General features: G+C 52.9%; 20 protein-coding genes. 11 read left to right on the top strand and 9 right to left on the bottom strand.

Translation table 11 applies throughout. From position 1 onward, the window contains the following. Positions 1-65 precede the first annotated feature (65 nt). The 3 genes from AC0VXT_RS08555 to AC0VXT_RS08565 form a co-directional block, all read right to left on the bottom strand. Positions 66-551 (bottom strand): group III truncated hemoglobin, encoded by a 486-nt coding sequence (locus tag AC0VXT_RS08555; RefSeq protein ID WP_475548302.1) that lies wholly within the window; start codon positions 549-551, stop codon positions 66-68. An 86-nt stretch (positions 552-637) separates the two neighbouring features. Next, positions 638-1,987 (bottom strand): NAD(P)/FAD-dependent oxidoreductase, encoded by a 1,350-nt coding sequence (locus tag AC0VXT_RS08560; protein ID WP_475548303.1) that lies wholly within the window; start codon positions 1,985-1,987, stop codon positions 638-640. 114 nt (positions 1,988-2,101) lie between these two features. Then, on the bottom strand, positions 2,102-3,472 hold the full coding sequence (locus tag AC0VXT_RS08565) for an aspartate aminotransferase family protein (protein ID WP_475548304.1): 1,371 nt from the start codon (positions 3,470-3,472) through the stop codon (positions 2,102-2,104). 315 nt (positions 3,473-3,787) lie between these two features. Here AC0VXT_RS08565 and AC0VXT_RS08570 point away from each other — a divergent pair, with 315 nt between their 5' ends. The 7 genes from AC0VXT_RS08570 (at position 3,788) to pgi (ending at position 11,980) form a co-directional block, all read left to right on the top strand. After that, complete coding sequence (locus tag AC0VXT_RS08570; RefSeq protein WP_022732433.1) at positions 3,788-5,170, top strand: glutamine synthetase family protein; 1,383 nt, start codon at positions 3,788-3,790, stop codon at positions 5,168-5,170. 46 nt (positions 5,171-5,216) lie between these two features. Next, entirely contained in the window at positions 5,217-5,765 is a 549-nt protein-coding gene (locus tag AC0VXT_RS08575) for a cupin domain-containing protein (RefSeq protein ID WP_022732432.1), read from the top strand. An 84-nt stretch (positions 5,766-5,849) separates the two neighbouring features. Continuing rightward, entirely contained in the window at positions 5,850-7,355 is a 1,506-nt protein-coding gene (locus AC0VXT_RS08580) for an aldehyde dehydrogenase (protein ID WP_475548305.1), read from the top strand. 39 nt (positions 7,356-7,394) lie between these two features. Then, a complete protein-coding gene (speB, locus tag AC0VXT_RS08585) occupies positions 7,395-8,366 on the top strand; it encodes an agmatinase (RefSeq protein ID WP_101300687.1) in 972 nt (323 codons plus the stop codon). Positions 8,367-8,480: 114 nt separating this feature from the next. After that, positions 8,481-9,065, top strand: a complete 585-nt coding sequence (locus AC0VXT_RS08590) for a tyrosine phosphatase family protein (RefSeq protein WP_475548306.1) — start codon at positions 8,481-8,483, stop codon at positions 9,063-9,065. Positions 9,066-9,226: 161 nt separating this feature from the next. Further along, the gene (locus tag AC0VXT_RS08595) at positions 9,227-10,186 is read left to right on the top strand and encodes a PfkB family carbohydrate kinase (RefSeq protein WP_475548307.1); all 960 of its coding nucleotides are present in this window, start codon (positions 9,227-9,229) and stop codon (positions 10,184-10,186) included. A gap of 147 nt (positions 10,187-10,333) precedes the next feature. Continuing rightward, positions 10,334-11,980: a glucose-6-phosphate isomerase gene (pgi, locus tag AC0VXT_RS08600; RefSeq protein WP_475548308.1), complete on the top strand. Its 1,647-nt coding sequence runs from the start codon at positions 10,334-10,336 to the stop codon at positions 11,978-11,980. 58 nt (positions 11,981-12,038) lie between these two features. Here the strand turns inward: pgi and AC0VXT_RS08605 are convergent, their stop codons facing one another. Both AC0VXT_RS08605 and AC0VXT_RS08610 read right to left on the bottom strand, forming a co-directional pair. Continuing rightward, the gene (locus AC0VXT_RS08605; protein ID WP_475548309.1) at positions 12,039-12,212 is read right to left on the bottom strand and encodes a DUF2256 domain-containing protein; all 174 of its coding nucleotides are present in this window, start codon (positions 12,210-12,212) and stop codon (positions 12,039-12,041) included. Positions 12,213-12,236: 24 nt separating this feature from the next. Then, positions 12,237-13,316 carry an NAD(P)/FAD-dependent oxidoreductase gene (locus AC0VXT_RS08610; protein WP_475548310.1) on the bottom strand — a complete coding sequence of 360 codons (1,080 nt, stop codon included), beginning with the start codon at positions 13,314-13,316 and terminating at the stop codon, positions 12,237-12,239. 185 nt (positions 13,317-13,501) lie between these two features. Between AC0VXT_RS08610 and AC0VXT_RS08615 the strand changes: the two genes are divergently transcribed. The 3 genes from AC0VXT_RS08615 to AC0VXT_RS08625 all read left to right on the top strand — a co-directional run bounded on the left by AC0VXT_RS08615 (position 13,502) and on the right by AC0VXT_RS08625 (position 17,525). Then, positions 13,502-15,097 carry a choice-of-anchor I family protein gene (locus AC0VXT_RS08615; protein ID WP_475548311.1) on the top strand — a complete coding sequence of 532 codons (1,596 nt, stop codon included), beginning with the start codon at positions 13,502-13,504 and terminating at the stop codon, positions 15,095-15,097. A gap of 163 nt (positions 15,098-15,260) precedes the next feature. After that, positions 15,261-16,004: a response regulator gene (locus AC0VXT_RS08620; protein ID WP_028791561.1), complete on the top strand. Its 744-nt coding sequence runs from the start codon at positions 15,261-15,263 to the stop codon at positions 16,002-16,004. Positions 16,005-16,013: 9 nt separating this feature from the next. Beyond that, positions 16,014-17,525 (top strand): sensor histidine kinase, encoded by a 1,512-nt coding sequence (locus AC0VXT_RS08625; protein WP_101300675.1) that lies wholly within the window; start codon positions 16,014-16,016, stop codon positions 17,523-17,525. Positions 17,526-17,683: 158 nt separating this feature from the next. Here the strand turns inward: AC0VXT_RS08625 and AC0VXT_RS08630 are convergent, their stop codons facing one another. The 4 genes from AC0VXT_RS08630 to AC0VXT_RS08645 form a co-directional block, all read right to left on the bottom strand. Then, on the bottom strand, positions 17,684-18,796 hold the full coding sequence (locus tag AC0VXT_RS08630) for an ABC transporter ATP-binding protein (protein ID WP_475548312.1): 1,113 nt from the start codon (positions 18,794-18,796) through the stop codon (positions 17,684-17,686). A 4-nt stretch (positions 18,797-18,800) separates the two neighbouring features. Beyond that, positions 18,801-19,688, bottom strand: a complete 888-nt coding sequence (locus AC0VXT_RS08635) for a carbohydrate ABC transporter permease (protein ID WP_475548313.1) — start codon at positions 19,686-19,688, stop codon at positions 18,801-18,803. Next, positions 19,681-20,589 carry a carbohydrate ABC transporter permease gene (locus AC0VXT_RS08640; RefSeq protein WP_022732420.1) on the bottom strand — a complete coding sequence of 303 codons (909 nt, stop codon included), beginning with the start codon at positions 20,587-20,589 and terminating at the stop codon, positions 19,681-19,683. Before AC0VXT_RS08640 ends, AC0VXT_RS08635 begins: the two co-directional genes overlap by 8 nt. 97 nt (positions 20,590-20,686) lie before the next feature. Further along, on the bottom strand, positions 20,687-21,949 hold the full coding sequence (locus AC0VXT_RS08645; protein ID WP_276651368.1) for an ABC transporter substrate-binding protein: 1,263 nt from the start codon (positions 21,947-21,949) through the stop codon (positions 20,687-20,689). A 353-nt stretch (positions 21,950-22,302) separates the two neighbouring features. Between AC0VXT_RS08645 and AC0VXT_RS08650 the strand changes: the two genes are divergently transcribed. Then, positions 22,303-22,818, top strand: coding sequence for a hypothetical protein (locus AC0VXT_RS08650; RefSeq protein ID WP_475548314.1), 516 nt, complete (start codon positions 22,303-22,305; stop codon positions 22,816-22,818). The last annotated feature ends 136 nt before the right edge of the window (positions 22,819-22,954 follow it).

Here is a 22,954-nt window from a genome sequence, read left to right on the forward strand (position 1 = left end):
TACACAGATTGATATAATTTTCTTTTGGGTTCAATGCCTTGTTGTTGTCGTGCATCCAAATCGGTTTACTTTGGTTCCCAGTTTGCAACCGGGTCATAGCGTTCGCCCTTGGACAGGATAATCCCATTGTGGGCCGCGATCCCGACTTCAAAGCTTGATGCGATGCGAAGGGCGCGTTCCATGAAATGCTTGGCTGCGGGTTCATCGCAATATTCCGAAAGGGTCTGCGCGAACAGTTGCAGCCAGCGGTCAAAATGATGGCGGGTGATTTTAAGCTGCATGTGCTTTTGCATCGGGCGGCCGTCATAATTGCCGGTCGCCAGTGCGACCGATGACCAGAACATCACCATGCGATCAAGGTGCGTGTCCCAGTTTTTTACTTTTTCCTCGAACACCGGACCGAGCATGTCGTCTTCTCGGACCTTGGCGTAAAAGCCGTGAACGATGTTTTTGATCATGTCCTGATCAATCCCGGTGTCTTTCTTGATCCGTCGGGTGGCGATTTCGCGGCGTTCCTTGATTTCGGCAAGGGTTGGCTGTTTGTCGGACATGGTCAATCGGCCTGTGATGCGGTCAGAATGTCACAGGATTAGCGCAACCTGCGACGGTTCATCATGACATATGTCAGTTTGACCAATTACGCAAACCGATCCCGTAATCCGTAATATCGATAGGCCGCTGACCGGGCGACACGGCGCAATTTTGGCAACGGGAAATTATGCATTGGCGTGCCAAGAACCGCGCCCAGATCTTCGTCGCCAATTGCACCTTGCATCCGTTGGGCCAGAAGTTTGCCGCCCTGACTTGCCAGCGCAACACCATTGCCATGCCAGGCAAGGGCTGTCCACACATCCCGATGACCGGGAACCCGCCCGATATAGGGCCGCCAGCTTTGTGACAGGCAGGCTAGCCCGTTCCAGTGATGGGTGAACTCAACATCATGCCATGCCGGGAACATACGGTTAAAGTTGCTCAACAAGTCGCGTTTGCCCGCCTCAAAGGCAGCCGGGGTGGCGGTAATGCCGCCGCGTCCACCAAACAGAAACCTGTTGTCGGGCAGTTTGCGGAAATAGTGCAGTAAAATCCGGCTGTCAAATGCCATCAGGTCGCTGGTCCAGCCCTGTGCGGCAAGTTCATTGTTGCTCATGGGGCGGGTGACAAAAATGCCCGAAAAGACAGGCATCAGCTTGCCCCCAATCCAGTCGGGCAGGTTTTCCGCACTGTATCCGTTGGTGGCGATGATGATCTTATCGGCAGTGATTTCGGTTGCGCCTGCATGCAGGGTGTATTTGCCGTCAGCTTCGTCAAAACGGTCGATCTTTGCCTGTTCGAATATTCGAACACCGGCCTTGATGCACTGTGCGTGTAATCCGATCAGATACTTCATCGGGTTTAAGCCAAATCCGGCTTTTACATGCAGCCCGCCGTACGTTTCCCCGGCATTCAGGCCACGTTCCACAAGGGCATCACGATCAAGAAGTTCTGATTTAATGTCAGTGAAATGGTTGAGTTCTTCGATTTCTTCGTGCAGTTCACGCACCCGGTTGGGTTTATGAGCCAGAACGACCTCGCCATCCGAATGGCGGTCGGCATCAATGGCCCAATCGCTCAGGCGTTGATCGACCAGATCAATTGCATCGCGTTGAATACGGGCAAATTTACGGGTTTCATCCTCGCCAAACCGTTTGGCAAGATAGCCGTATCCCTTGCCACTGCCGCCCATGCAGCAAAAACCGCCATTACGTCCCGATGCACCCCAACCACTGCGTCCGGCATCAAAGACGGTAACATTTGTGCCGCTCGTCGCAAGTTCCAGGGCCGCTGACAAGCCGCAATACCCGCCGCCAATAATCGCGACGTCGGTTTTAAGCGCACCATCAATCGGAAGCTTTTCGCAATCTGGCAGTGGTGCAGCACTTTCGACCCAATAGCTGTCGGGCAGGGTGTCAGTTTGATAGGCGGCGGGCTGGTAAATACGTTTGAGCATGGGGCACTCGTTGCGATGGGCAAAACGATGGGATCGGATGCGCTGGATTAAAAATACCCGGCGATGAATAGGTCATGCCGGGTATTTCGTTAAGTCACAGAAATTGTATGATGATTACATTTTGCCGATTTTCTTGGCAGTATCATCCAGTGCCGCACGGAGCCGTTTGACCAGCTCGTCGACTTCGTTGTGAGTAATGCAAAGCGGTGGCGACAGAACCATACGGTCGCCACAGGCCCGCGAGATGACGCCATTGGCAACGCATGCATCGCGGCAGATGGTGCCAACGGTGCCCGGCTTATCAAATGCTTTGCGGGTTTTCTTGTCATCAACCAGCGGCATACCAGCAATCAGGCCAACCGCTTCAACCGCCCCGACCAGCGGATGGTCTTTAAGGGTGTCAAGCTGTTTGCGGAAATACGGGCCGATGTCATCACGGACCCGTTCGACCATTTTTTCATCGCGCATGATGCGGATGTTTTCAAGGGCGACGGCGGCCGCCGCCGGGTGGCCGGAATAGGTGAAGCCGTGGGTGAACTCACCGCACTGATTGATCAAAACATCGGCAACGCGTTCGCCAACCATAACCGCCGAAATCGGAAGGTAGCCAGACGACATACCCTTTGCCATCGGCATCAGATCGGGTTTGATGTCAAAGGTCTCAGACCCGAACCAATTGCCGGTCCGGCCAAAGCCGCAAATGACTTCATCGGCAATCAGAAGAATGTCGTATTTTTTGCAGATACGCTGAATTTCCGGCCAGTAGGTTGACGGCGGAATGATCACGCCACCAGCCCCCTGGATCGGCTCACCGATAAAGGCGCCAACGCGGTCTGCGCCAAGTTCCTCGATTTTTTCTTCAAGCTTGCGCGCGGTCAGCAGACCGAATTCTTCGGGGGTATGGTCGCCGCCTTCGCCGTACCAGTAGGGCTGATCAATATGAACGACATCGCGCAGCAGTGAACCACCCTGTGCATGCATGCCCGACATACCGCCAAGCGACGCACCGGCCACGGTCGAGCCGTGATAGGCGTTCTTGCGACTGATGATGTGGGTGCGCTCAGGTTTGCCCTTAAGATTCCAGTATTGATGCACCATACGAACAACCGTGTCGTTCGCTTCAGACCCGGAATTGGCGTAAAATACGTGGTTGAGGCCTTCGGGCGTGATTTCGGCGAGAACTTTGGAAAGCTCAATCGCAGGCGTATTCGCACACTGGAAGAAGTTGTTGTAGTAGGGCAGTTCAAGCATCTGCTTATAGGCCGCTTCTGCAAGTTCTTTGCGCCCGTACCCGACATTGACGCACCACAGCCCCGCCATACCATCAAGATAACGTTTGCCGTCGGAATCTTCGATAAATACGCCTTCCGCGCGGGTAATAACGCGCGTGCCACGATTGTTCAGGTCCGCCGTATCGGTGAACGGATGAATATGGTGTGCCTGATCTATGTCCTGCCAATAGGCGGTTTTGTCGAAATTATTCATAGCGTCTCCTGACAGCGGTACTTGCCTGTTTTGTGCGATATGTTGAACATCTGCTTTTAGTGTTCGTTTTTTTGAACACCTTTGCAAGAGGAAATTTTGGATAATATTTTGCGGTAAAATGCGTTGTTTTTTGTTATCTGCTGGTTGTTGTGGGATGCTGGTGTCCGCTGATTAATTTCACGTATTCAGAAATTGTACGCTGCGCGAATTGCACGATATATCGCACGAATGGGCTTGACCGGGGCTGTTTGGCACGGCACGATGCGGCAGGGATAAACCCTGCGAATACGAGGCCTTTTCTGGGAGTATAAGACGATGAACAAGTCGTTCGTCGAAGACAGTAGGGCAGAAGCCCAACGATTCTTTGAAGAAAATCCTGATATCGAACTTATTGAATTGCTGATCCCCGACGTTAACGGGGTGTTTCGTGGCAAGCGAATCAGCAAACAGAAATTCCTTAAAAGCTTTCAGGAAGGCGTTAATCTGCCGGGTTCCGTCTGTCTTGTCGATATCACCGGTGACAATCCGGAAGGCACGGGACTTCTGTGGTCCAGTGGTGATCAGGACAATATAGCAAAGCCTATTGCCGGTACGCTGTGCCGTGTTCCATATGGCGAACTGCCTTTGGCCCAAGTGATGATGAGCTTGTATAACCTTGACGGTTCGCGCTTTTTTGCCGACCCGCGCAATGTTTTGCAGTCGGTTGTTGATCGCATGGCCGCGGACGGTTTTTATCCGACTGTGGCACTTGAGCTTGAATTCTATCTTGCCGATCAGGATCGGGAAACAGCCGTGCCATTGCCCCCGCAGCCGCTTGGTGGCGGGATCGCATCGGATGGTGTGCAGGTTTATGGTCTTCAGCAGATTGAGGATTTCGAACGGGTTCTTCATGATGCGGTTGCGGAACTGAACCGTCAGGGTATCCCGGCCGATACCATCGTTGCCGAAGCTGGCCCCGGACAGTTCGAAATCAATCTGGGCCATGTCAGTGACCCGATGATGGCCGCAGACCATGCCATGCAGCTTAAACGCGTGGTTAAGGGCATTTCATGGGATCACGGTGTAACCGCGACCTTCATGGCAAAGCCGTATTCTGATCAGGCTGGTAACGGCTTGCACGTCCATGTCAGCTTGCGCGATGAAGACGGCAATAACGTCATGTCGCCCAAAGGCGATGAAGAAGTGTCAGACAATCTGCGCTTTGCCATTGGTGGCCTGCAGGAAGCGATGTTTGAAAGCATGGCGATCTTTGCGCCGAACCCGAATTCATTCCGCCGGTTCCAGAACAAGGCCTATGCGCCGATGTCGCCGAACTGGGGTTTGAACAACCGGACTGTAGCATTGCGTATTCCCGCAGGCAGTCCGAAGGCCGCACGTGTTGAACACCGTGTATCTGGTGCGGATGCAAACCCGTATCTGGTTTTGGCCTGTGTTTTGGCTGGCGTGCATTACGGCATGAAAAACAAGCTTGATCCTGGTGAGCCAACAGTTGGCAACGGCTATGAACAGCACGGAGGCAAGATCGTCCCACGCAGCATGATTTCTGCCCTCGACCGGTTTGTCGAAGGCGATATCGTTAAAGAATATTTGGGCGAGAAGTTTGTTGAAGTTTTCGACATTTGCCGTCGTGCCGAATATGACGAGTTTTTCTCTGAGGTGACCCAGCTTGAATATCGCTGGTACCTTGATGCGGTCTGACCGCGCATAAAAATATAAAAAGCGTGCGATAGGGAAAAGAACAGGAATGTCACAGAAGGTAGGGGATCGCCTGAAGGCTGTGCGCAGCATGTATGGGCTGTCACAACGGGAACTGGCACGGCGTGCCGGTGTTACCAACAGCACGATTTCGACGATCGAACAAAACCGCGTCAGCCCGTCGATTGATAGTCTGGCCAAGGTTTTGGCAGGAATCCCCATGACCCTGATCGATTTCTTCACCATCGATCTTGATACCGGTGAAGAGATTTTCTTTAACAAGGAAGATCTTGTTGAGCTGGCCGACGGGACGATGTCGATGCGTCTTGTCGGGGCAACGCGCAAGGATCGTAATTTGCGTGTTCTGCATGAAACATATCCGGCTGGCGGTGATACGGGTGACAAACTGATTGTCCAGAAGGGTGAAGAAGCCGGTGTTATCGTGCGTGGCAAACTTGAGGTGACCGTTGGGGAGCGGGTCAAGATTCTTGGCCCGGGAGATGCATATTATTTCAATGCGGAAATCCCGCACCGTTTCCGAAATGTCGGAGATGGTGAATGCGAAGTTGTCAGTGCCGCGACACCGCCATCCTATTGATCACGTCATAAAACGGGCAAAATGCCCGTGTATGATTATCTAAATCGAACAAGGCCCAAAGCGCCATCCGTCAGGAGACTTCCGATGACCAATCCGTTGAATTTTGAACAGCTGACCGCACAGGCCGCAGCCCTTGATATTCGCAATAAGGCGTTCATCAATGGCGCCTATGTCGATGCGGCATCCGGCAAGACCTTTGACTGTATCAGTCCCCGTGATGGTTCGGTTCTGACCAAGGTTGCCGAATGTGATGTCGAAGACGTCAACCGCGCGGTGGCGTCAGCCCGTGCGGTTTTCGAAAAAGGCAGCTGGTCGGAAGCAGCACCGGCAAAGCGCAAGGCCATCCTGCTGCATTTCGCCGATCTTCTCGAAAAGAATGCTGCTGAACTCGCCTTGCTCGAAAGCCTTGATATGGGCAAGCCGATCACGCTGTCATCGCGCGATGACATCCCGCTTTCATATAAATGCATTCGCTGGTACGCCGAGGCGATCGACAAGATTTATGACGAAGTATCGCCATCGGAAATCAATGCGATTGGCATGATCACCCGTGAACCGCTGGGGGTGATTGCGGCTGTTGTGCCCTGGAATTTCCCGCTGATGATGGCGGTGTGGAAACTTGGCCCGGCCTTGGCAATGGGCAATTCCATTATCTTGAAACCGGCCGAACAATCGCCGCTTACCGCCCTTCGTGTCGCGGAAATCGCGGTTGAAGCGGGTATTCCCGAAGGTGTCCTGAACGTTGTTCCGGGCTTTGGCCCAACAGCGGGTAAGGCGCTTGGCATGCATGAAGATGTTGATTGCGTGACTTTTACCGGGTCTGGCGAAGTCGGCAAGCTGTTCTTGCAGTATTCCGGTCTGTCAAACATGAAACGTGTTTGGCTGGAATGTGGCGGCAAAAGCCCGAACATCGTTCTGGCCGATTGTCCGGATATGGATGCGGCGGCTGCGGCTGCGGCAGGTGGCATTTTCTATAATCAGGGTGAAGTTTGCACCGCGGGTTCGCGCCTGATTGTCGAAGAAAGCATCAAGGATGAACTGATCGAAAAAGTCATTGCTGCGGGTGCAAAAATGCAGCCGGGTGACCCGCTCGATCCCAAAACCGAGATGGGTGCGATTGTCGATGAAGGTCAGATGAACCGTGTTCTGGGCTACATCGAAAAAGGGTCTGCCGAAGGCGGCGTTTTGCGTACTGGTGGTAAACGTGCGCGCACCGAAACCGGTGGTTATTATGTTGAGCCGACCGTGTTTGATGGTATCAAAAACGACATGACCATCGCCAAGGAAGAAATCTTTGGTCCGGTTCTGTCGGTTATTTCGGTCAAGGACTGGAAAGAAGCTGTTCAGACCGCAAATGATACGCCATATGGTCTGGCCGCAGCCGTTTGGACGCGTGACATCAACAAGGCACATCTGACCGCAAAGAAACTGCGGTCTGGTCTTGTCTGGGTCAACTGTTGGGATGGCGGCTCCATCACCATGCCGTTTGGTGGCTACAAGCAGTCAGGGACAGGTCGCGACCGTTCCCTGCATGCGTTGGACAAATATTGTGAAATGAAGTCGACCTGGATTGCACTGGGCGACGCCTGAGCAGACTTTTAGTCTTCATTCAGAGATAAGGGATGAAAAATGAGCAGCACCGGGGTCATTGATTCCAAAGGCGGCGATAACGCCTTTACGGCGAAATCCGTGCATCAGAACACCAGCGAGCCGATGTATTCCGGCGCACTGTCGTTCATGCGCCGCAAATATTCCCGCGATCTTACCGGCATTGATGTGGCGGTAACCGGTATTCCCTATGATCTGGCGACATCAAGCCGACCGGGCACGCGACTTGGCCCGCAGGGCGTGCGCCGTGCCTCGGCCAATCTGGCATGGGCGCCGCACTTCCCGTCAGGGCGCGATATTTTTGCCGAACTGTCGGTGATTGATTATGGCGACATGGTTATTGATCCGGGCCATCCGGAAAAACTGCCCGACATGATCGAAGATCATGCGCGCGATATCGTGCAATCTGGATCCAAGATGCTGACGATTGGTGGCGACCATTTCATCACCTATCCGGTGTTAAAGGCCCATGCCGAAAAATATGGCGATGGTATTTCTTTGATCCAGTTTGATGCCCATTCCGATACTTGGGAAGATGACGGCGACCGGATTGATCATGGCACCATGTTCTGGCATGCCGCCCAGAAGGGCATTGTCGATCCATCAAAATCCATTCAGGTCGGCATTCGGACCCATAATGAATCGGCGCATGGGTTTAACATCCTCTATGGACCGGATGTTCAGAACATGTCGATTGACGCGATTGTTGCGAAGATCAAGGAAACGGTCGGCAATCGTCCGGCCTATATCACCTTTGATATTGATGGTCTGGACCCGTGCTATGCACCGGGGACGGGAACACCTGTTCTGGGCGGGATGACCACCCATCAGGCCGTTTCAATCCTGCGTGGCCTTGCCGGGCATATCGATCTGATTGGCAGTGATGTTGTTGAAGTTTCCCCGCCGTATGATGTTTCTGACATCACATCGCTTGCCGGGGCGACAATGGCATGGGAAATGCTGAACATTCATGCGGTTAACCGTTCGAAATAAGCATTGCGACATAAATGTTTAACGCATTGGGCCGGGCTTATTTCATGAGTCCGGCCCTTGTTTTTTTAGATTGCTGTGCTCTTATGTCGTGAAAACATCACTTAGGAGAACGACATGAAACAGATTTCCATTTCCATGCTGACAATTTGCGGCATTGATGAGCTGCCAACCCATCGCAGCAGTGCTGTTTCACATGTGTTGTCCATGATTGATCCTGATCGGGATGATCCGGATGTTTTTACGCATTACAGCCCGCATGAACGGACCTTGCTGCGGTTTCATGACATTATTGATGATAAAGCCGACATGATTGCGCCGAGCCCCGACATTGTCGAAGAGGTGCTGCGTTTTGGTGAAGCACTGAAAAATACAGTTGATCAGCGGTCAAACGGGCATTTGCTTGTTCATTGCCATATGGGGGTGTCACGTTCGACTGCGGCAATGCTGACATTGATGGCACAAGCGCAGCCTGACCTTGACGAAGATAGTCTGTTTAACGAGCTTCGGACCATTCGTCCGATTGCATGGCCAAATTCACGCATGATTGGCTATGCCGATGATTTACTGGGCCGTGATGGCCGGTTGATTGCGGCGTTGCATCGCCATTACCGCGCACAGCTTAATCGCGATGCCAGTTTTGATGAATGGATGCGGTCCCTTGATCGTGGACGTGAAGTGGATCAGGGGTGGGCAGTCTGAGTGCCGCGCGGTCATAGTTCGAAGATCGGAAAACAGGTCGTTTCGAAGGAAACGGCCTAATTCCTTTGCGTGATGAATTGAATCGATTTAAAAGCGGTGCGTCCCACAGCAAATGATATGATCCCGATCCATGATCCGGGTGATAAAAACGGAGAAACGTAATGACGGCAAAAGCTGTTTGCCTTGGGGAACTTCTGATCGATTTTGTGCCGACTGTGACGGGAACCGGCCTTGCCGATGCGCCTGCTTTTGCCAAGGCTGCGGGTGGCGCGCCGGGGAATGCGGCTGTGGGATTGCAACGTCTGGGTATTGAAACCGGCTTTATTGGCAAATTGGGCGATGATGCCTTTGGTCATTTTCTGGTTGATACGCTTAAAAGTGCCGATGTTGACACATCCGGTATCGTCCTGACCAAGGAAGCCCTGACCGGGCTTGCTTTTGTGTCGTTGCGCGCTGACGGGGAACGTGAATTTTCGTTCTATCGCAGCCCGTCGGCCGATATGCTGCTTTCACCGGCTGATCTTGATCAGGATATGCTGAAATCGACCGATCTGTTCCATTACGGAACGCTGTGTATGATTGATGATGATCCGCGTGCCGCGACGCTTGAAGCGATCAAGATCGCGCGCGAAAACGGTGCGATTATTTCCTGTGATCCCAACCTTCGTTTGCCGCTATGGCCAAGCGAAGAGAAAGCGCAGGAAATCCTGCGTCTGGCGATCAGTCAGGCCGACATTGTCAAAATGTCGGATGAGGAAATCCTGTTTGTATCGGGCAAGGATGACCTTGAAGACGGCATCAAGGATTTGTGGTGTGACGGATGGCGGGCCTTGGTTGTGACCTATGGTCCCAAAGGATCGCGCTTTATCACCCCGGAATTTTACGGCTTTGTCCCGTCTTATAAAATCACGGCCGTGGATGCCACCGGGGCAGGGGATGGCTGCACGGCAGGTTTCCTGTCGCGGCTTTTAAAAGATCCGGCTTTGCTGGGATCAGAAGAAAAACTGCGCGCCGCATGCGCCTTTGCCAATGCGGTGGGCGCGATTACAGCCACCAAACGCGGAGCGATCAACGCGCTTCCGACCGAGAAAGAAGTCGAAACCTTTCTTTCCGCGCGTTGAGGATTTAGGAATACCGTGTAAGCGTGGCGGCAGCCCCATCACCGCCACACTCTTTACGCAAACTGTCCCACAAACAGTATGATCACCGTGCTAGGCTGCCTGGCATGGTGATTGTGTGTGAAATGATTTGAATTGGCCGAGGGTGGTATGTCCGCAGATAAAATGACCGATAGCTGGGAAAAACTTGATCGCCTTGGTGCGGATGTTTCCGAAAAATTGAACCTGCGTCAGGCGTTCGCCAACGATCCCAAACGGTTTGATCGCTTTAACGTGTCACTGGATGACCTGTTTGTTGATTATTCGAAAAACCTGATCAGTGATGATGTCATGGTCGCGCTGCGTGAACTGGCGACTGCGGCCAATGTTGAAGGCTGGCGCGACCGGATGTTTGCCGGGGACCGGATTAATGTGACTGAAAACCGTGCTGTGCTTCATACCGCTCTTCGCAATCTTGATGGCGATGCGGTTGAAGTTGATGGTGCGGATGTCATGCCTGCCATCAAGGACGTTCTTGCACAGCTAAAAGCCTTTGCCGCGCGGGTTCATTCGGGTGCGTGGAAGGGCCATACGGGCAAAAAAATTACAGATGTCGTCAATATCGGCATTGGTGGATCGGACCTTGGTCCGGTGATGGTTAATGAGGCGCTGCGCCCGTATCATGTTGACGGCATCCGGTGCCATTTTGTGTCGAACGTGGATGGCGCGCATATTGTCGATACGCTGAAACACCTTGATGCGCAAACAACGCTTTTCATCATTGCGTCAAAGACCTTCACCACTGACGAAACCCTGACCAATGCCTATTCGGCGCGTGATTGGCTGATTAAGGCATTGGGTGATGAAAGTGCCGTTGCCAAGCATTTCGTTGCCGTTTCAACCGCGCTTGAAAAAGTCTCAGCATTCGGGATTGATACCGATAATGCGTTTGGTTTCTGGGACTGGGTTGGTGGGCGCTATAGCCTGTGGTCGGCGATTGGTCTGCCGATCATTCTTGCTGTCGGCTATGACAAGTTCGAAGAATTGCTGCGTGGTGCGCAGGCGATGGATACTCATTTCAAGACGGCACCGCTTGACGCCAACATTCCTGTGACCCTTGCCCTGATCGGGGTGTGGTATCGCAATGTTTTGGGCGCATCGAGCCAGGCCATCCTGCCATATGATCAGCATCTTTCGCGGTTGCCTGCCTATTTGCAGCAGGCCGATATGGAAAGTAACGGCAAATCAGTGACTCGTGATGGTCAGCCAATTGCTTATGAAACCGGCCCGATCATCTGGGGGGAGCCCGGCACCAATGGGCAGCATGCGTTTTATCAGCTGATCCATCAGGGAACCGAACTGATCCCGGTGGACTTCATTGTCGCGGCCAAGGCGCTGCATCCGCTGTCAAACCATCATGACAAGCTGGTTGCCAACTGCTTTGCACAGGCCGAAGCCCTGATGCGCGGTAAGACCGAAGGAGAAGTTCGTGATGAGCTTGCCGGTGGTGATTTGACCCCGGCTGAAATCGATGTCCTTGCCCCGCAAAAAGTTTTTGCCGGTAACAAGCCCAGCACGATGATCCTCTATAAGCAGCTTGAGCCGTTTACGCTGGGCCGTTTGGTGGCAATGTATGAACATAAAATCTTTGTTCAGGGCATCATCTGGAATGTGAATTCCTATGACCAGTGGGGTGTTGAGCTTGGCAAACAATTGGCCAAGGAACTGCTTCCGATGGTACAGGGCACTGAAAGTGCGGCATCACGTGATGCCTCAACTGCGGGGCTTGTGAAGCAATTGCAATCGTTACGTAGCTGACTGCCGGGGGTAGTCATCGCGTGCATTTAATGCATGAAAAGAGCGACGTTGGCTTTGACTAACGTCGCTCTTTTTGTGAGCGCTGGTTGCGGCATCTCTCCGAGCAATATCGCACCGTGTCCCAGCAATCTTTCCATTTACGCCGCCATGAAAATGGTCGATTGCAGGCCGGGCAGGTCTTTTGTGGCAAGTCGGCCTTTGAAGAGCGTTGTCCGTTTGCGTTACGCGGCATGTTGGTACGTTCTGTTGTTGGCCGTTAACCGATCAGGGTTTGAATCATGGCGTGCGCGGCGGTTTGGCCGCTGCGCCATGCAGCTTCGACCCGCGCGCCAAGGCACCAGTCACCTGCGGCAATCACCCGACCATTCATACCGTTCAAATAGCTTTTGCCAAGCGGCACTTCCGTGCGGGCATAGCGCCAGCGATGGGCGGCGATACTATGCAGTTCGGGCAGTTTGACACCACTTGCGGCGCGAAGGGCCGATAGAAGCTTTTCAATCACCCGGTCTTTGTCTTCTTCGAGATGTTCACGTGACCATTGTGGTGTTGCGTGCAAAACCCATGGGTCCGGGGTGCGGGTATGAAAGACGCCTTCGTTTTGTGTGCTGCGCGCCGCCCAGCTAATTTCCGGAGACGGATAGAGCATGGCATCAAAGGCCGTCGGTAGCGGCTTTTCAAATGCCACCATTACCGCCCAGCAGGGTGCCATCACCACATCACCAATCGGATCAAAACGGGTGCTGAGCGGGCGTAAAATATCCGCAGTTTGTGGTGCGGGTGCGGAGACAATCACACCGTCAAATGGTCCAAACGTGCCATCAAGATCATCATGCAACATGAACTGGCGCGGGCCGAATGGCTTAATCGCGATGATGCGGTGCTGCTTTTTGATGTCAAAGTCATCCACCAGCGGATGGATCAGCTTATTCATCTGTGGCGCCCCTTGAAACCAGCAATCAACAGCAAGGTTGCCGACCGTGCTGGTCTGAGCTGTTTTATCAAGTTGCGAGATGGTGTCGGGGTTTTGTGATGTCTCTTTGGTAGGGTATATCGATCCACTTTCTATGTCGCCGCGATGAAGGTTCGGGCGCCAGTTTCGTGCGGATTTATGGTCGGTTGCCTGACGCAGGAAGGCATTAAATCCGGGATTTCGGGCAGTCACATATTGAGCACCATGATTGAAATGACCAAAATCGGTGCGCCGGGATGCCAGACGTCCGCCAAGCCCACGGCTTTTTTCAAAAACGGTGACGTTCATTCCGATGTTATGAAGGGTGCTTGCGGCTTTTAAACCGGCCATTCCAGCGCCGATAACGGCGATGTTAATCTGTGGCATGAAGGCAATCCTGTCTGGTTTGGGTCCTGACAACACGGTGGTTTGATTATTGTTACGGCTTGGCGTGCCGATTGGAGCAGTCATTGCCAAAAGATATTTATGAAACGGTCACCATTTGATCATCAAACGGTTACAGCAAATCCGCAGGTTGTCTGTTTTGATGAACCATTTACCAAGGGGGAATTATGCGTTCTTCACTTCTGGCAACTGCCGCCGTTTCCGTACTGCTTAGCGCCTGTGCCGGGACCGCAAGCAACAATGTCATGATGGCCGATGGAAGTGCCAATGTTGGTGCACATCCACTCACGATTGTCCCGATGGGCGAATATCGGACAGCAATGCTTGACGAAAGTGCGGCTGAAATTCCGGCCTTCGACCCGGAAACACAGCGTCTTTTCGTGGTAAATGGTGCCGACAAGGCGATTGATATTCTTGATATGTCAACCCCGGGTGAACTGACTAAGGTCGGTGCCATCACGCTTTCGACGTGGGGTAAGGGTGCCAACAGCGTTGCGATCATGAACGGTGTCGTTGCAGTTGCGGTTGAAAATGCCGACAAACAGGCCCCCGGACAGGCAGTGTTTTTCAATACTGATGGGGACTTCATCTCGGCTGTTACCGTCGGCGCATTGCCCGACATGATCAAATTCAGCCCGGATGGCAAATATGTTCTGATTGCTAATGAAGGTGAGCCAAACGACGCCTTTACCAACGATCCGGAAGGCAGTGTTTCGATTATTTCACTGTCGGGCGGTGTTGACGGGCTGAGCGATGCGGATGTGCGCACCGTTGATTTTACGTTCCTGAACAATGGGGACCTGCCATATGGCATGCGGACATCAAACCCCGGCACCTCCAGCGTCGCGCAGGATGTTGAGCCGGAATACATAGCAGTCAGTAAAGACAGCAAAACCGCCTATGTCTCGCTTCAGGAAAACAACGCGGTTGCGATCATTGATATTGAAACAGCCACTGTGAAACGCGTTGCTGGTCTTGGTTTCAAGGATCATTCGGTCCATGCATTTGATGCCAGCGACAAGGATGGCAAGATCAACATCCGCACATGGCCGATCATGGGCATGTATATGCCAGACACTATTGATGCGATTGAGATCGGTGGCAAAACGTGGGTTCTGATCGCCAACGAGGGCAATTCACGTGATTACGACGGTTACAGCGAAGAAACCCGTGTCGGTAAGCTGACCCTTGATCCGGTTGCCTTCCCGAACGCAAGCAGCCTTCAGAAAGATGAAAATCTGGGCCGGTTGAAAACCACAACCGCACAGGGCGACACCGACGGTGATGGTGACGTCGATGTGATTTACAGCTTTGGGGCGCGGTCGTTCTCGGTCCTTGATGCCGATGGCCAAATGGTCTTTGACAGTGGTGATGCGTTTGAGCAGTACTTGGCAGCAAATTACGCAAATGTATTTAACGCATCGGATACCGAAAACTACAGCCGCGACAACCGTTCTGATGACAAGGGGCCAGAACCCGAAGGCATCGCATCGGGCTATGTCAACGGCACGCCTTATGCCTTTATCGGTCTGGAACGTCAGGGTGGCTTTATGGTTTATGACCTGACAAACCCGAGCAACCCGCAATTTGTTACTTATCACAGTGATCGTCGTTTTTCGGGCAGCCCGGAACATGACACTGCTGGTGAACTCGCACCAGAGGGCTTCCAGTTCGTCGCGGCGACAGACAGCCCGACCGGCAATGCGATGCTTGTTGTTGCGTCCGAAGTATCGGGCAGCACCAAGGTTTATGACCTGAAATAATCTATCACATTCTAGGATGTGAAGGCGTTGAAACGCATTGGAGAAAGCCGGGAAACACCCGGCTTTTTCTTTTATCAGCGACAATTGGTAAAATGGTTCAAACCGTTGGCATTATCGACTAAACTCCGCCCAAGGCTCAAACGGGCCTGTCTACCATAGGGAGGTGGGGACTCTGACTACGCGACGTGAACCTCATATTCTGGTTGTCGATGACGATCAGGAAATCCAGAAGCTTTTGAAAAAATTCCTGCTGCAACATGGCTTTCGGATCACCACGGTGTCTGATGGTAATGAGATGCACAGGGCTTTACGCGACTGGAAAATCGATCTGGTAATCCTTGATATCATGTTGCCAGGTGAAGACGGCTTTGCATTGTGCCGTGACGTACGCCGCACATCCAAGGTGCCGATTGTTATGTTGACGGCGGTGGGTGAGGATACGGACCGTATTCTTGGGTTGGAACTTGGTGCGGATGACTATCTGACCAAGCCGTTCAATCCACGGGAATTGCTGGCACGTATTCGTGCCGTGTTCCGCCGGTTTGAAACCGGTACTGCCGGGCCGGTTGATAATGAAGTCGCGCCAACCAAACGGATCATTTTTGGCGAATGGACCCTTGATATTGGGTCACGTGAATTGCTTGATGCCGACCGCGTGGCGGTTCACCTTTCGACCGGTGAATTTTCGCTGTTGCTGGCATTGGTGAAAAACAACAAGCGTGCGCTTTCGCGTGAACAACTGGTTGATATCGTGCGTGGGCAAAGCTCGCTGCCGTTTGATCGCAGTATCGATATCCAGATCAGCCGCCTGCGCCGCAAAATCGAAAAAGATGCCAAAAACCCCAAGCTGATCAAAACCGTGCGCGGTATCGGTTATCAGTTCTGCGCAGATACGCAAACGCTTTAGGGTCGGTTGATGGGCGGTATGTTCGCGGAATTTAGCAACCATCTTCGCCGCTATAAACCGCGTACCCTTGGCGGGCGCATCTTTATGCTCATGATGCTGGGGGGCGTGATCATCGCCATTCTCAGTACCATGGCATCCCTCTATGTTATTGAACGCAACGAGCGGATCGGCCGGGCCTACACACTGGGCTTTACCATCCGCGAACTGCTTCGTATTGCCGAAAATCCCGAATTTGAGTCCAATATCGTTGATATCGCGGCGCGCGATGGCATGGTACTGCGGATATTACCACCCGATGATCTGGGGACGTTGCTTTTGTTCTCCCGCCCGGCACAGCACATTGCCCTTCCGGTCAGGTTGGCCAACACCGGGTGGCCGATTTCGGTAAAGGTCCATTTTCTGCGTGGACGGCTAAGTGCTGAACAGCGCGCCGTCATCGAGGCCACCGAAAATCCCAGCCTATTTCTCGCCGAGCTGTCGCGCGAGATTGCAAGGCTTGGTCTGGAAGCCCAGGTCGAAATTATGATGCCATCGGGCAAACGGTTTCTGGTGAGCCATGATGAACTTTGGGCAAACTATTCGTCGCCGTCGCTTGTTTTCTTGATGTTTTTGATGGGGGTCGCCGCGGTTTTGGCGGTGTTTGCAGCCCTTGCTGATTTGCTGGCTGGACCGTTCAAGAACCTGACACGTGCCATCATCAATCACGGAGATGAAGTCGATAATCCGCCAGTCGAAGAACGTGGCCCGACCGAAGCCCGGTCGATGGCGGCGGCCTATAACGATTTGCGCGAACGGATATCGCGCATGCTTGGCGACCGAACCCGGATGCTGGCGGCGATTTCGCATGACTTGCGCACACCCAGCACGCGGTTGCGCCTGCGCGCGGAATTCATTGAAAATGATGAGTTGCGCGAAACGGTTCTGCGCGACCTTGATGAAATGGACAGCCTTTTAAACGATGCGCTCGACTTTCTGGGCGACTGGATTCAGAAGGAAGAAGAACGCACCGTTGATTTCGTGTCTGTTCTTGAGGCGATCTGTGACGATTACGCGGATCTTGGTCGCCCTGTGTCCTTTGATGGCCCTCAACCGTTGCAATTCAGTTCCGTCCATACGGTGTTTGGCGGCGGGGATGAACCACATTCCTTTGACGGCAAACGCAGCATCCGTTTGTCCTGTCGACCCGGTACTCTAAAACGTGCCTTTACCAACCTGATTGAAAACGCCCTGAAATACGGTCATCGGGCAAAAGTCAGTCTTGAGGCAACAGCCGACACGGTTTTGGTCACCATCCGCGATGAAGGCCCAGGTATTCCCGATGAGCATCAGGATAAGGTGTTTTTACCGTTCTATCGGGTTGAAGGATCACGCGCGCGAAAGACAGGCGGCAGTGGCCTTGGTTTGTCGATTGTCAAAACCGTAGTTGATGCCCATGACGGCCATATTGCGTTGCGCAACATGCCGGGCAGGGGGCTTGAGGTGATTATATCGCTGCCCCGGCGCGTTACGGTCAATCCGTGATCTGTTGAATGCGGTAACAAAAAAAAACGGCCCACAGCGGGACCGTTTACAATCTACGTGAACCTGCAATTTGATGCATGTTCTGACGCCGCCTTCGATTTGGGCATACGCCAAAAAGAAGAATGGCGGGTGGCCCCCAGAACCACCCGCCAGTCAGATCAGATCCGCAACTCGGAATCCGGGTCAAACAGACTGATCTGAGACATGTCGGCCAAGAACGTCATGCTCTCGCCCGGTGTCGGTGCCCGGTCTGGCCGGACACGTGCGACGATTTCTTTGCCGGCAATTTCAATCACAGTCATGGTGTCGGCACCTGTCGGTTCGATCACTTCGACTTTGCTATCGAAATTGACGTACTGGCTGTCGGCAAAGTCTGAGCTGCTACGTTTGTGCGTAAGCGCCTCAGGACGGATGCCAAAGACAACTTTCTTGCCAGCATATGCGCGGTAGCTTTCCGGCGCTTCAAACAGCGGAAGGCTGATCGGGCTGCCTTCGCGGTCAATATGTACCGAAAGCGTGCCGTTTTCATCGCGCAGGGTCGCATCCATGAAGTTCATCGATGGTGAGCCGATGAAGCCAGCAACAAACATGTTGTTCGGGCGCTCATAGATGTTCTGCGGGGTATCAAACTGCTGCAGGATGCCGCCTTTCATGACCGCGATCCGCGATGCGAGGGTCATGGCTTCGATTTGATCGTGCGTCACATAGACAATGGTTGATCCAAGGCGCTGATGCAGTTTCTTGATCTCGGTACGCATGTCAACGCGCAGCTTCGCATCAAGGTTTGACAGCGGCTCATCGAACAAGAAGATGTCCGGATCGCGCACAAGTGCACGACCCATGGCAACGCGCTGGCGCTGACCACCTGAAAGCTGGGCTGGTTTACGGTCCAGGAGCGGTTCGATCTGCAGAAGTTTCGCAACATCGGCAACTGCCTTGTCACGTTCCGCGTTTGAGACGCCACGGATTTCCAGACCGAAGGTGATGTTCTTACGCACCGTCATATTCGGATAGAGCGCATAAGACTGGAACACCATGGCGATGTTACGGTCTTTGGGATGCACGTCGTTAATGACGCGATCACCAATGCGGATTTCCCCGTCCGTGGACGTTTCCAGACCTGCAATCAGGTTCAGAAGGGTCGATTTGCCGCAACCTGATGGACCGACAAGGACGAGAAACTCGCCATCGTCAATCGACAGGTTGATTTCCTTGAGAACTTCAACAGGGCCAAATGCCTTGCGAACTTTATCGAGGGTGAGTGATGCCATTTGCTTATCCCTTCACCGAACCAGCGGTCAGGCCGCGGACGAAGTATTTGCCTGCCAGAACATAAACCAGCAACGTCGGAAGACCCGTCAGCAGGGCTGCGGCCATATCAACGTTGTATTGCTTTACGCCGGTAGTGGTGTTGACGATATTGTTGAGTGCGACAGTCATTGGTGCGTTTGCGCCAGAGGCCAACGAGGCACCAAACAGGAAGTCGTTCCAGATCTGGGTGAACTGCCAGATGACCGAAACCACGATGATCGGGGTCGAGATCGGCAGAATGATACGCCAGAAAATGGTGAAGAAGCCCGCACCATCAATGGTGGCTGCTTTAACCAGTTCGTCGGGGATCGAAACATAGTAGTTCCGGAAGAACAGGGTGGTGAAGCACAGGCCGTAAACGACGTGGACCAACACAAGGCCCGGGGTCGAACTGGCAAGACCAAGCTTGCCAAGAACCTGCGACATCGGCAGCAGAACGACCTGAAACGGAATGAAGCAGCCAAACAGCAGAAGGGCAAAAACGATGTTCGCACCCTTGAACCGGAATTTGGTCAATGCATAGCCATTGATCGCACCAAGGAAGGTCGAAATCAGAACAGCGGGAACCGCCATTTTGACCGAGTTCCAGAAATAGATTTTGATACCCGTACATTCCACGCCGACACATGCCTCGTTCCAGGCATAGTTCCAGGCATCAAATGTGATGACACGCGGAAGTGAAATCAGGGACCCTTCGCGAATTTCGTCTAGCGACTTCAATGAGGTTGAAATCATGACAATCAGCGGGAAGAGGTAGTAGATCGCAAACAGGATCAAAACGAGATACAGCAACCCGCGCAGTACGACGTTTTTCCAGCCTGCGTCTTGGCTATAGGTCTGAATATCAGCCATTTTTCTTGCCTCCGCGCAGTTCGGAATACAGGTACGGCACAATGATCGCCATAACGGTTGCCAACATCATCATCGCACTGGCCGCGCCAATACCAAGCTGGTTGCGCTGGAATGCCATGGTGTACATGAAGGTTGCTGGAAGATCGGATGAATAGCCCGGGCCGCCACCGGTAAGGGCGATGACCAAATCAAAGCTTTTGACAGCCAGATGGGCCAGAACGACAATCGCACTCAGGAAGACCGGGCGAATTGACGGAATGATAATGCCGAAATAGATGCGGGGCAGGCTGGCACCGTCCATATAGGCTGCGCGAATGATGTCTTGATCAACGCCGCGCAATGCCGCAAGGAACATTGCCATAACAAAGCCCGATGCCTGCCAGACGGCTGCGATGACAACGGTGTAAATCGCCATGTCTGAATTTACCAGCCAGTCGAACTTGAAGCTCTCCCAGCCAAGGTTATGCATCATGCTTTCAAGGCCAAGGCCCGGATTAAGGAGCCATTTCCAGACAGTACCCGTCACAATGAACGACAGGGCCATCGGATAGAGAAAGATCGTGCGAAGGGCGCCTTCGGCGCGAATACGCTGATCGAGAAGAACTGCCAAAAGGCACCCGATAAACAGGCAGGTCACAATAAACAGACCGCCAAATATAAACAGGTTTTCAATGGCAACATGCCAGCGTTCCATCTGCCACAGACGTTCGTACTGTCGCAAGCCTGCCCAATCCCAAACGGGAAGCATGCGCGACTTGGAAAACGCCATATAGCCGGTCCACAGGATAAACCCGTAAACGAAAAACAGGGACGCAGCAAAGGACGGTGCAACCACGATCTTGGAAAGATGACGTTGGATGCTGGCCGCCAGGTTGCTTTCGGTGCTTTGAGAAGCCCCCATACCCTTTGCCTCAAAAGTTAAAGTAGTGGGAAGCAGGCCCCGGAAAACCGGGGCCTGCGCGCTATTCAGACAGAAATACTGTTCTGATCAGATGAGATTAGTCTTTGGCCAATTCAACAGCTTCGACCAGACGTGAGACAGCTTCGTCAGACGTCATGTCGGAGTTGAAATGTGCTGTCACGACGTCAACGATGGCACCCGAAAGGTGACCGCGAAGCGCCATGCCATGTGCCATCGACGGCAGGAAGCCGCCAGCATCCTGAGCAGACTTGAGGTCAGCTTCGGATTTTTTCGCACAATCATCAAACTTGTCCATCGGAACGCCAAGACGTGCCGGGATCGAACCTTTGAGAAGGTTGAAGGTTTCCTGGAATTTTTCACCAACAATCAGCTCAGCAAGCAGTTTCTGACCAGCGATTTTGTCGTCGCCAGAAACGTTGAACATTGCAAAGCTGTCGGTGTTGAACAGGTAACCATTTTCTGACGGGGTCGGTGCGCAAAGGAAGTCTTTGCCCGGGACTTTACCAGCAGCAAGGAATTCGCCTTTGGCCCAGTCGCCCATGATCTGCATGGCGGCATCGCCATTCATGACCATTGCGGTTGCAAGGTTCCAGTCACGACCCGGGAAGTCGGCATCGACATACCCACGGATTTTACGCATCTGGTCAAACACCGCTTTCATGGTGTCAGAATTCAGCGCGTCGTCGTCCAGATCAACCAGTGCTTCCTGATAGAATTCCGGGCCGCCAAGGCCAAGAACGACGGTTTCAAAGATGGTTGCGTCCTGCCAAGGCTGACCACCATGGGCAACCGGCGTAATGCCAGCAGCCTGCAGTTTGTCAGCAAGGGCATTGAACTCGTCCCAAGTGGTCGGAACCGTATCAGCACCGACTTTTGCCAGAAGGGTCGGGTTTGCCCAGATCCAGTCAACACGGTGGATGTTCACCGGAACAGCAACATAGTCGCCTTCGTACTTCATGACGTCCTGGATTGCTGCCGGAATGACATCATCCCAATTTTCGGCAGCGGCAACGTCGTTAAGGTCGGCGAGTGCGCCTTCTTCGGCCCATTCCTGGATCGCCGGACCTTTAAGCTGCACAGCAGCCGGTGCATCACCCGACAGAACGCGCGAACGCAGAACAGTCATGGCTGCATCGCCAGCGCCACCAGCGACCGGGCTATCGACCCATTTGCCGCCTTTGGCTTCAAAATCTTCTTTAAGAGCTGCGACAGCTTTTGCTTCGCCGCCCGAAGTCCACCAATGCAGGACTTCAGCGGTAGGCTCGGCATGAGCAAAGCTGGCAGTTGCGAGAGCTGATAACGCCACACCTGTGGCGAGGATGGTTTTGCGCAGATACATTATATGTTTCCTCCCTGGCTTTAAACCAATTACAGCGACAACATGCTGCGAGAGGCGATCTATTGCATCCACAAAACTGTAACAGGGCGTTTCCAGAATGCGAACTGAAACAAAGTGTTACAAAAATAGTATAATAGCCCGTAAATATATTGCAAAGCAGCAAAAACAATTAGAACGTTTGTGGGCATCAAAGCTGTGACTTGTGCGCACAAATGCGGACATTTTAAACAAGATTAATGCGTTTCATGGCAGTTGGCGGGGTGAGTGAGGTGTGGAATAGCGGCCCGGTTATTGATTGGATAGCGTGTATAAGGACGGTTGATCAGCGATCCTCTTGTGTTTTGGAACAGTAAATGTTTCAGGTGAAATCTAACGGACTTCACATTGCGTGCGCACTTTGTCCGCTCGAATCTTTGCACTCGCAGGTCGCGGTTTGGCCCTATCTTTGGGATATCGAAAAGGGGGCGGAACTTCACGAAGTTTCCGATGGCATACGTGAACTCAAGTTCTTATATCGGAAGCCGATTGATGAAGTTCATCGGCATGGCATCCCGGTGCGCATCAAATTGGCAAAGATTGATTTGAAAGATCACCACCCGATTGTTGCTGATCTGCCCGAACTTGGTTTGCCATCGCTTTCCTTTGGTGTCGGGCTTCATTACGGAGAAGTTGTCTATGGCAACGTCGGCGGCGCGTATCGTCTTGATTTCACGGTGATGGGCGTTGCGGTTAATCGCACCGCACGGTTCGAAGCTGACCAAGTAAATTGGAATACCGCTGCTGGTGTCAGACGTTCTGGCAGGTCTGATACCAGAGAAAACAACCTATTGCGGGGAGTATGCGGTCAAAGGTGTTGCCGAGCCGCTTAAGGTGCATGCGCTGCAAAACGCTTTGCCGTTGATACCGCTGGGGTTTGATGCTGGCCAATAGCTGCGCCTCATTCTTGCTGGAACAGCTTTGATATGCTGCGACGCAAAATTTCCCTGACGTGTGGAATGCCCGAAA

The sequence above is a fragment of the Thalassospira sp. Z349TD_5 genome (genome assembly GCF_056173045.1).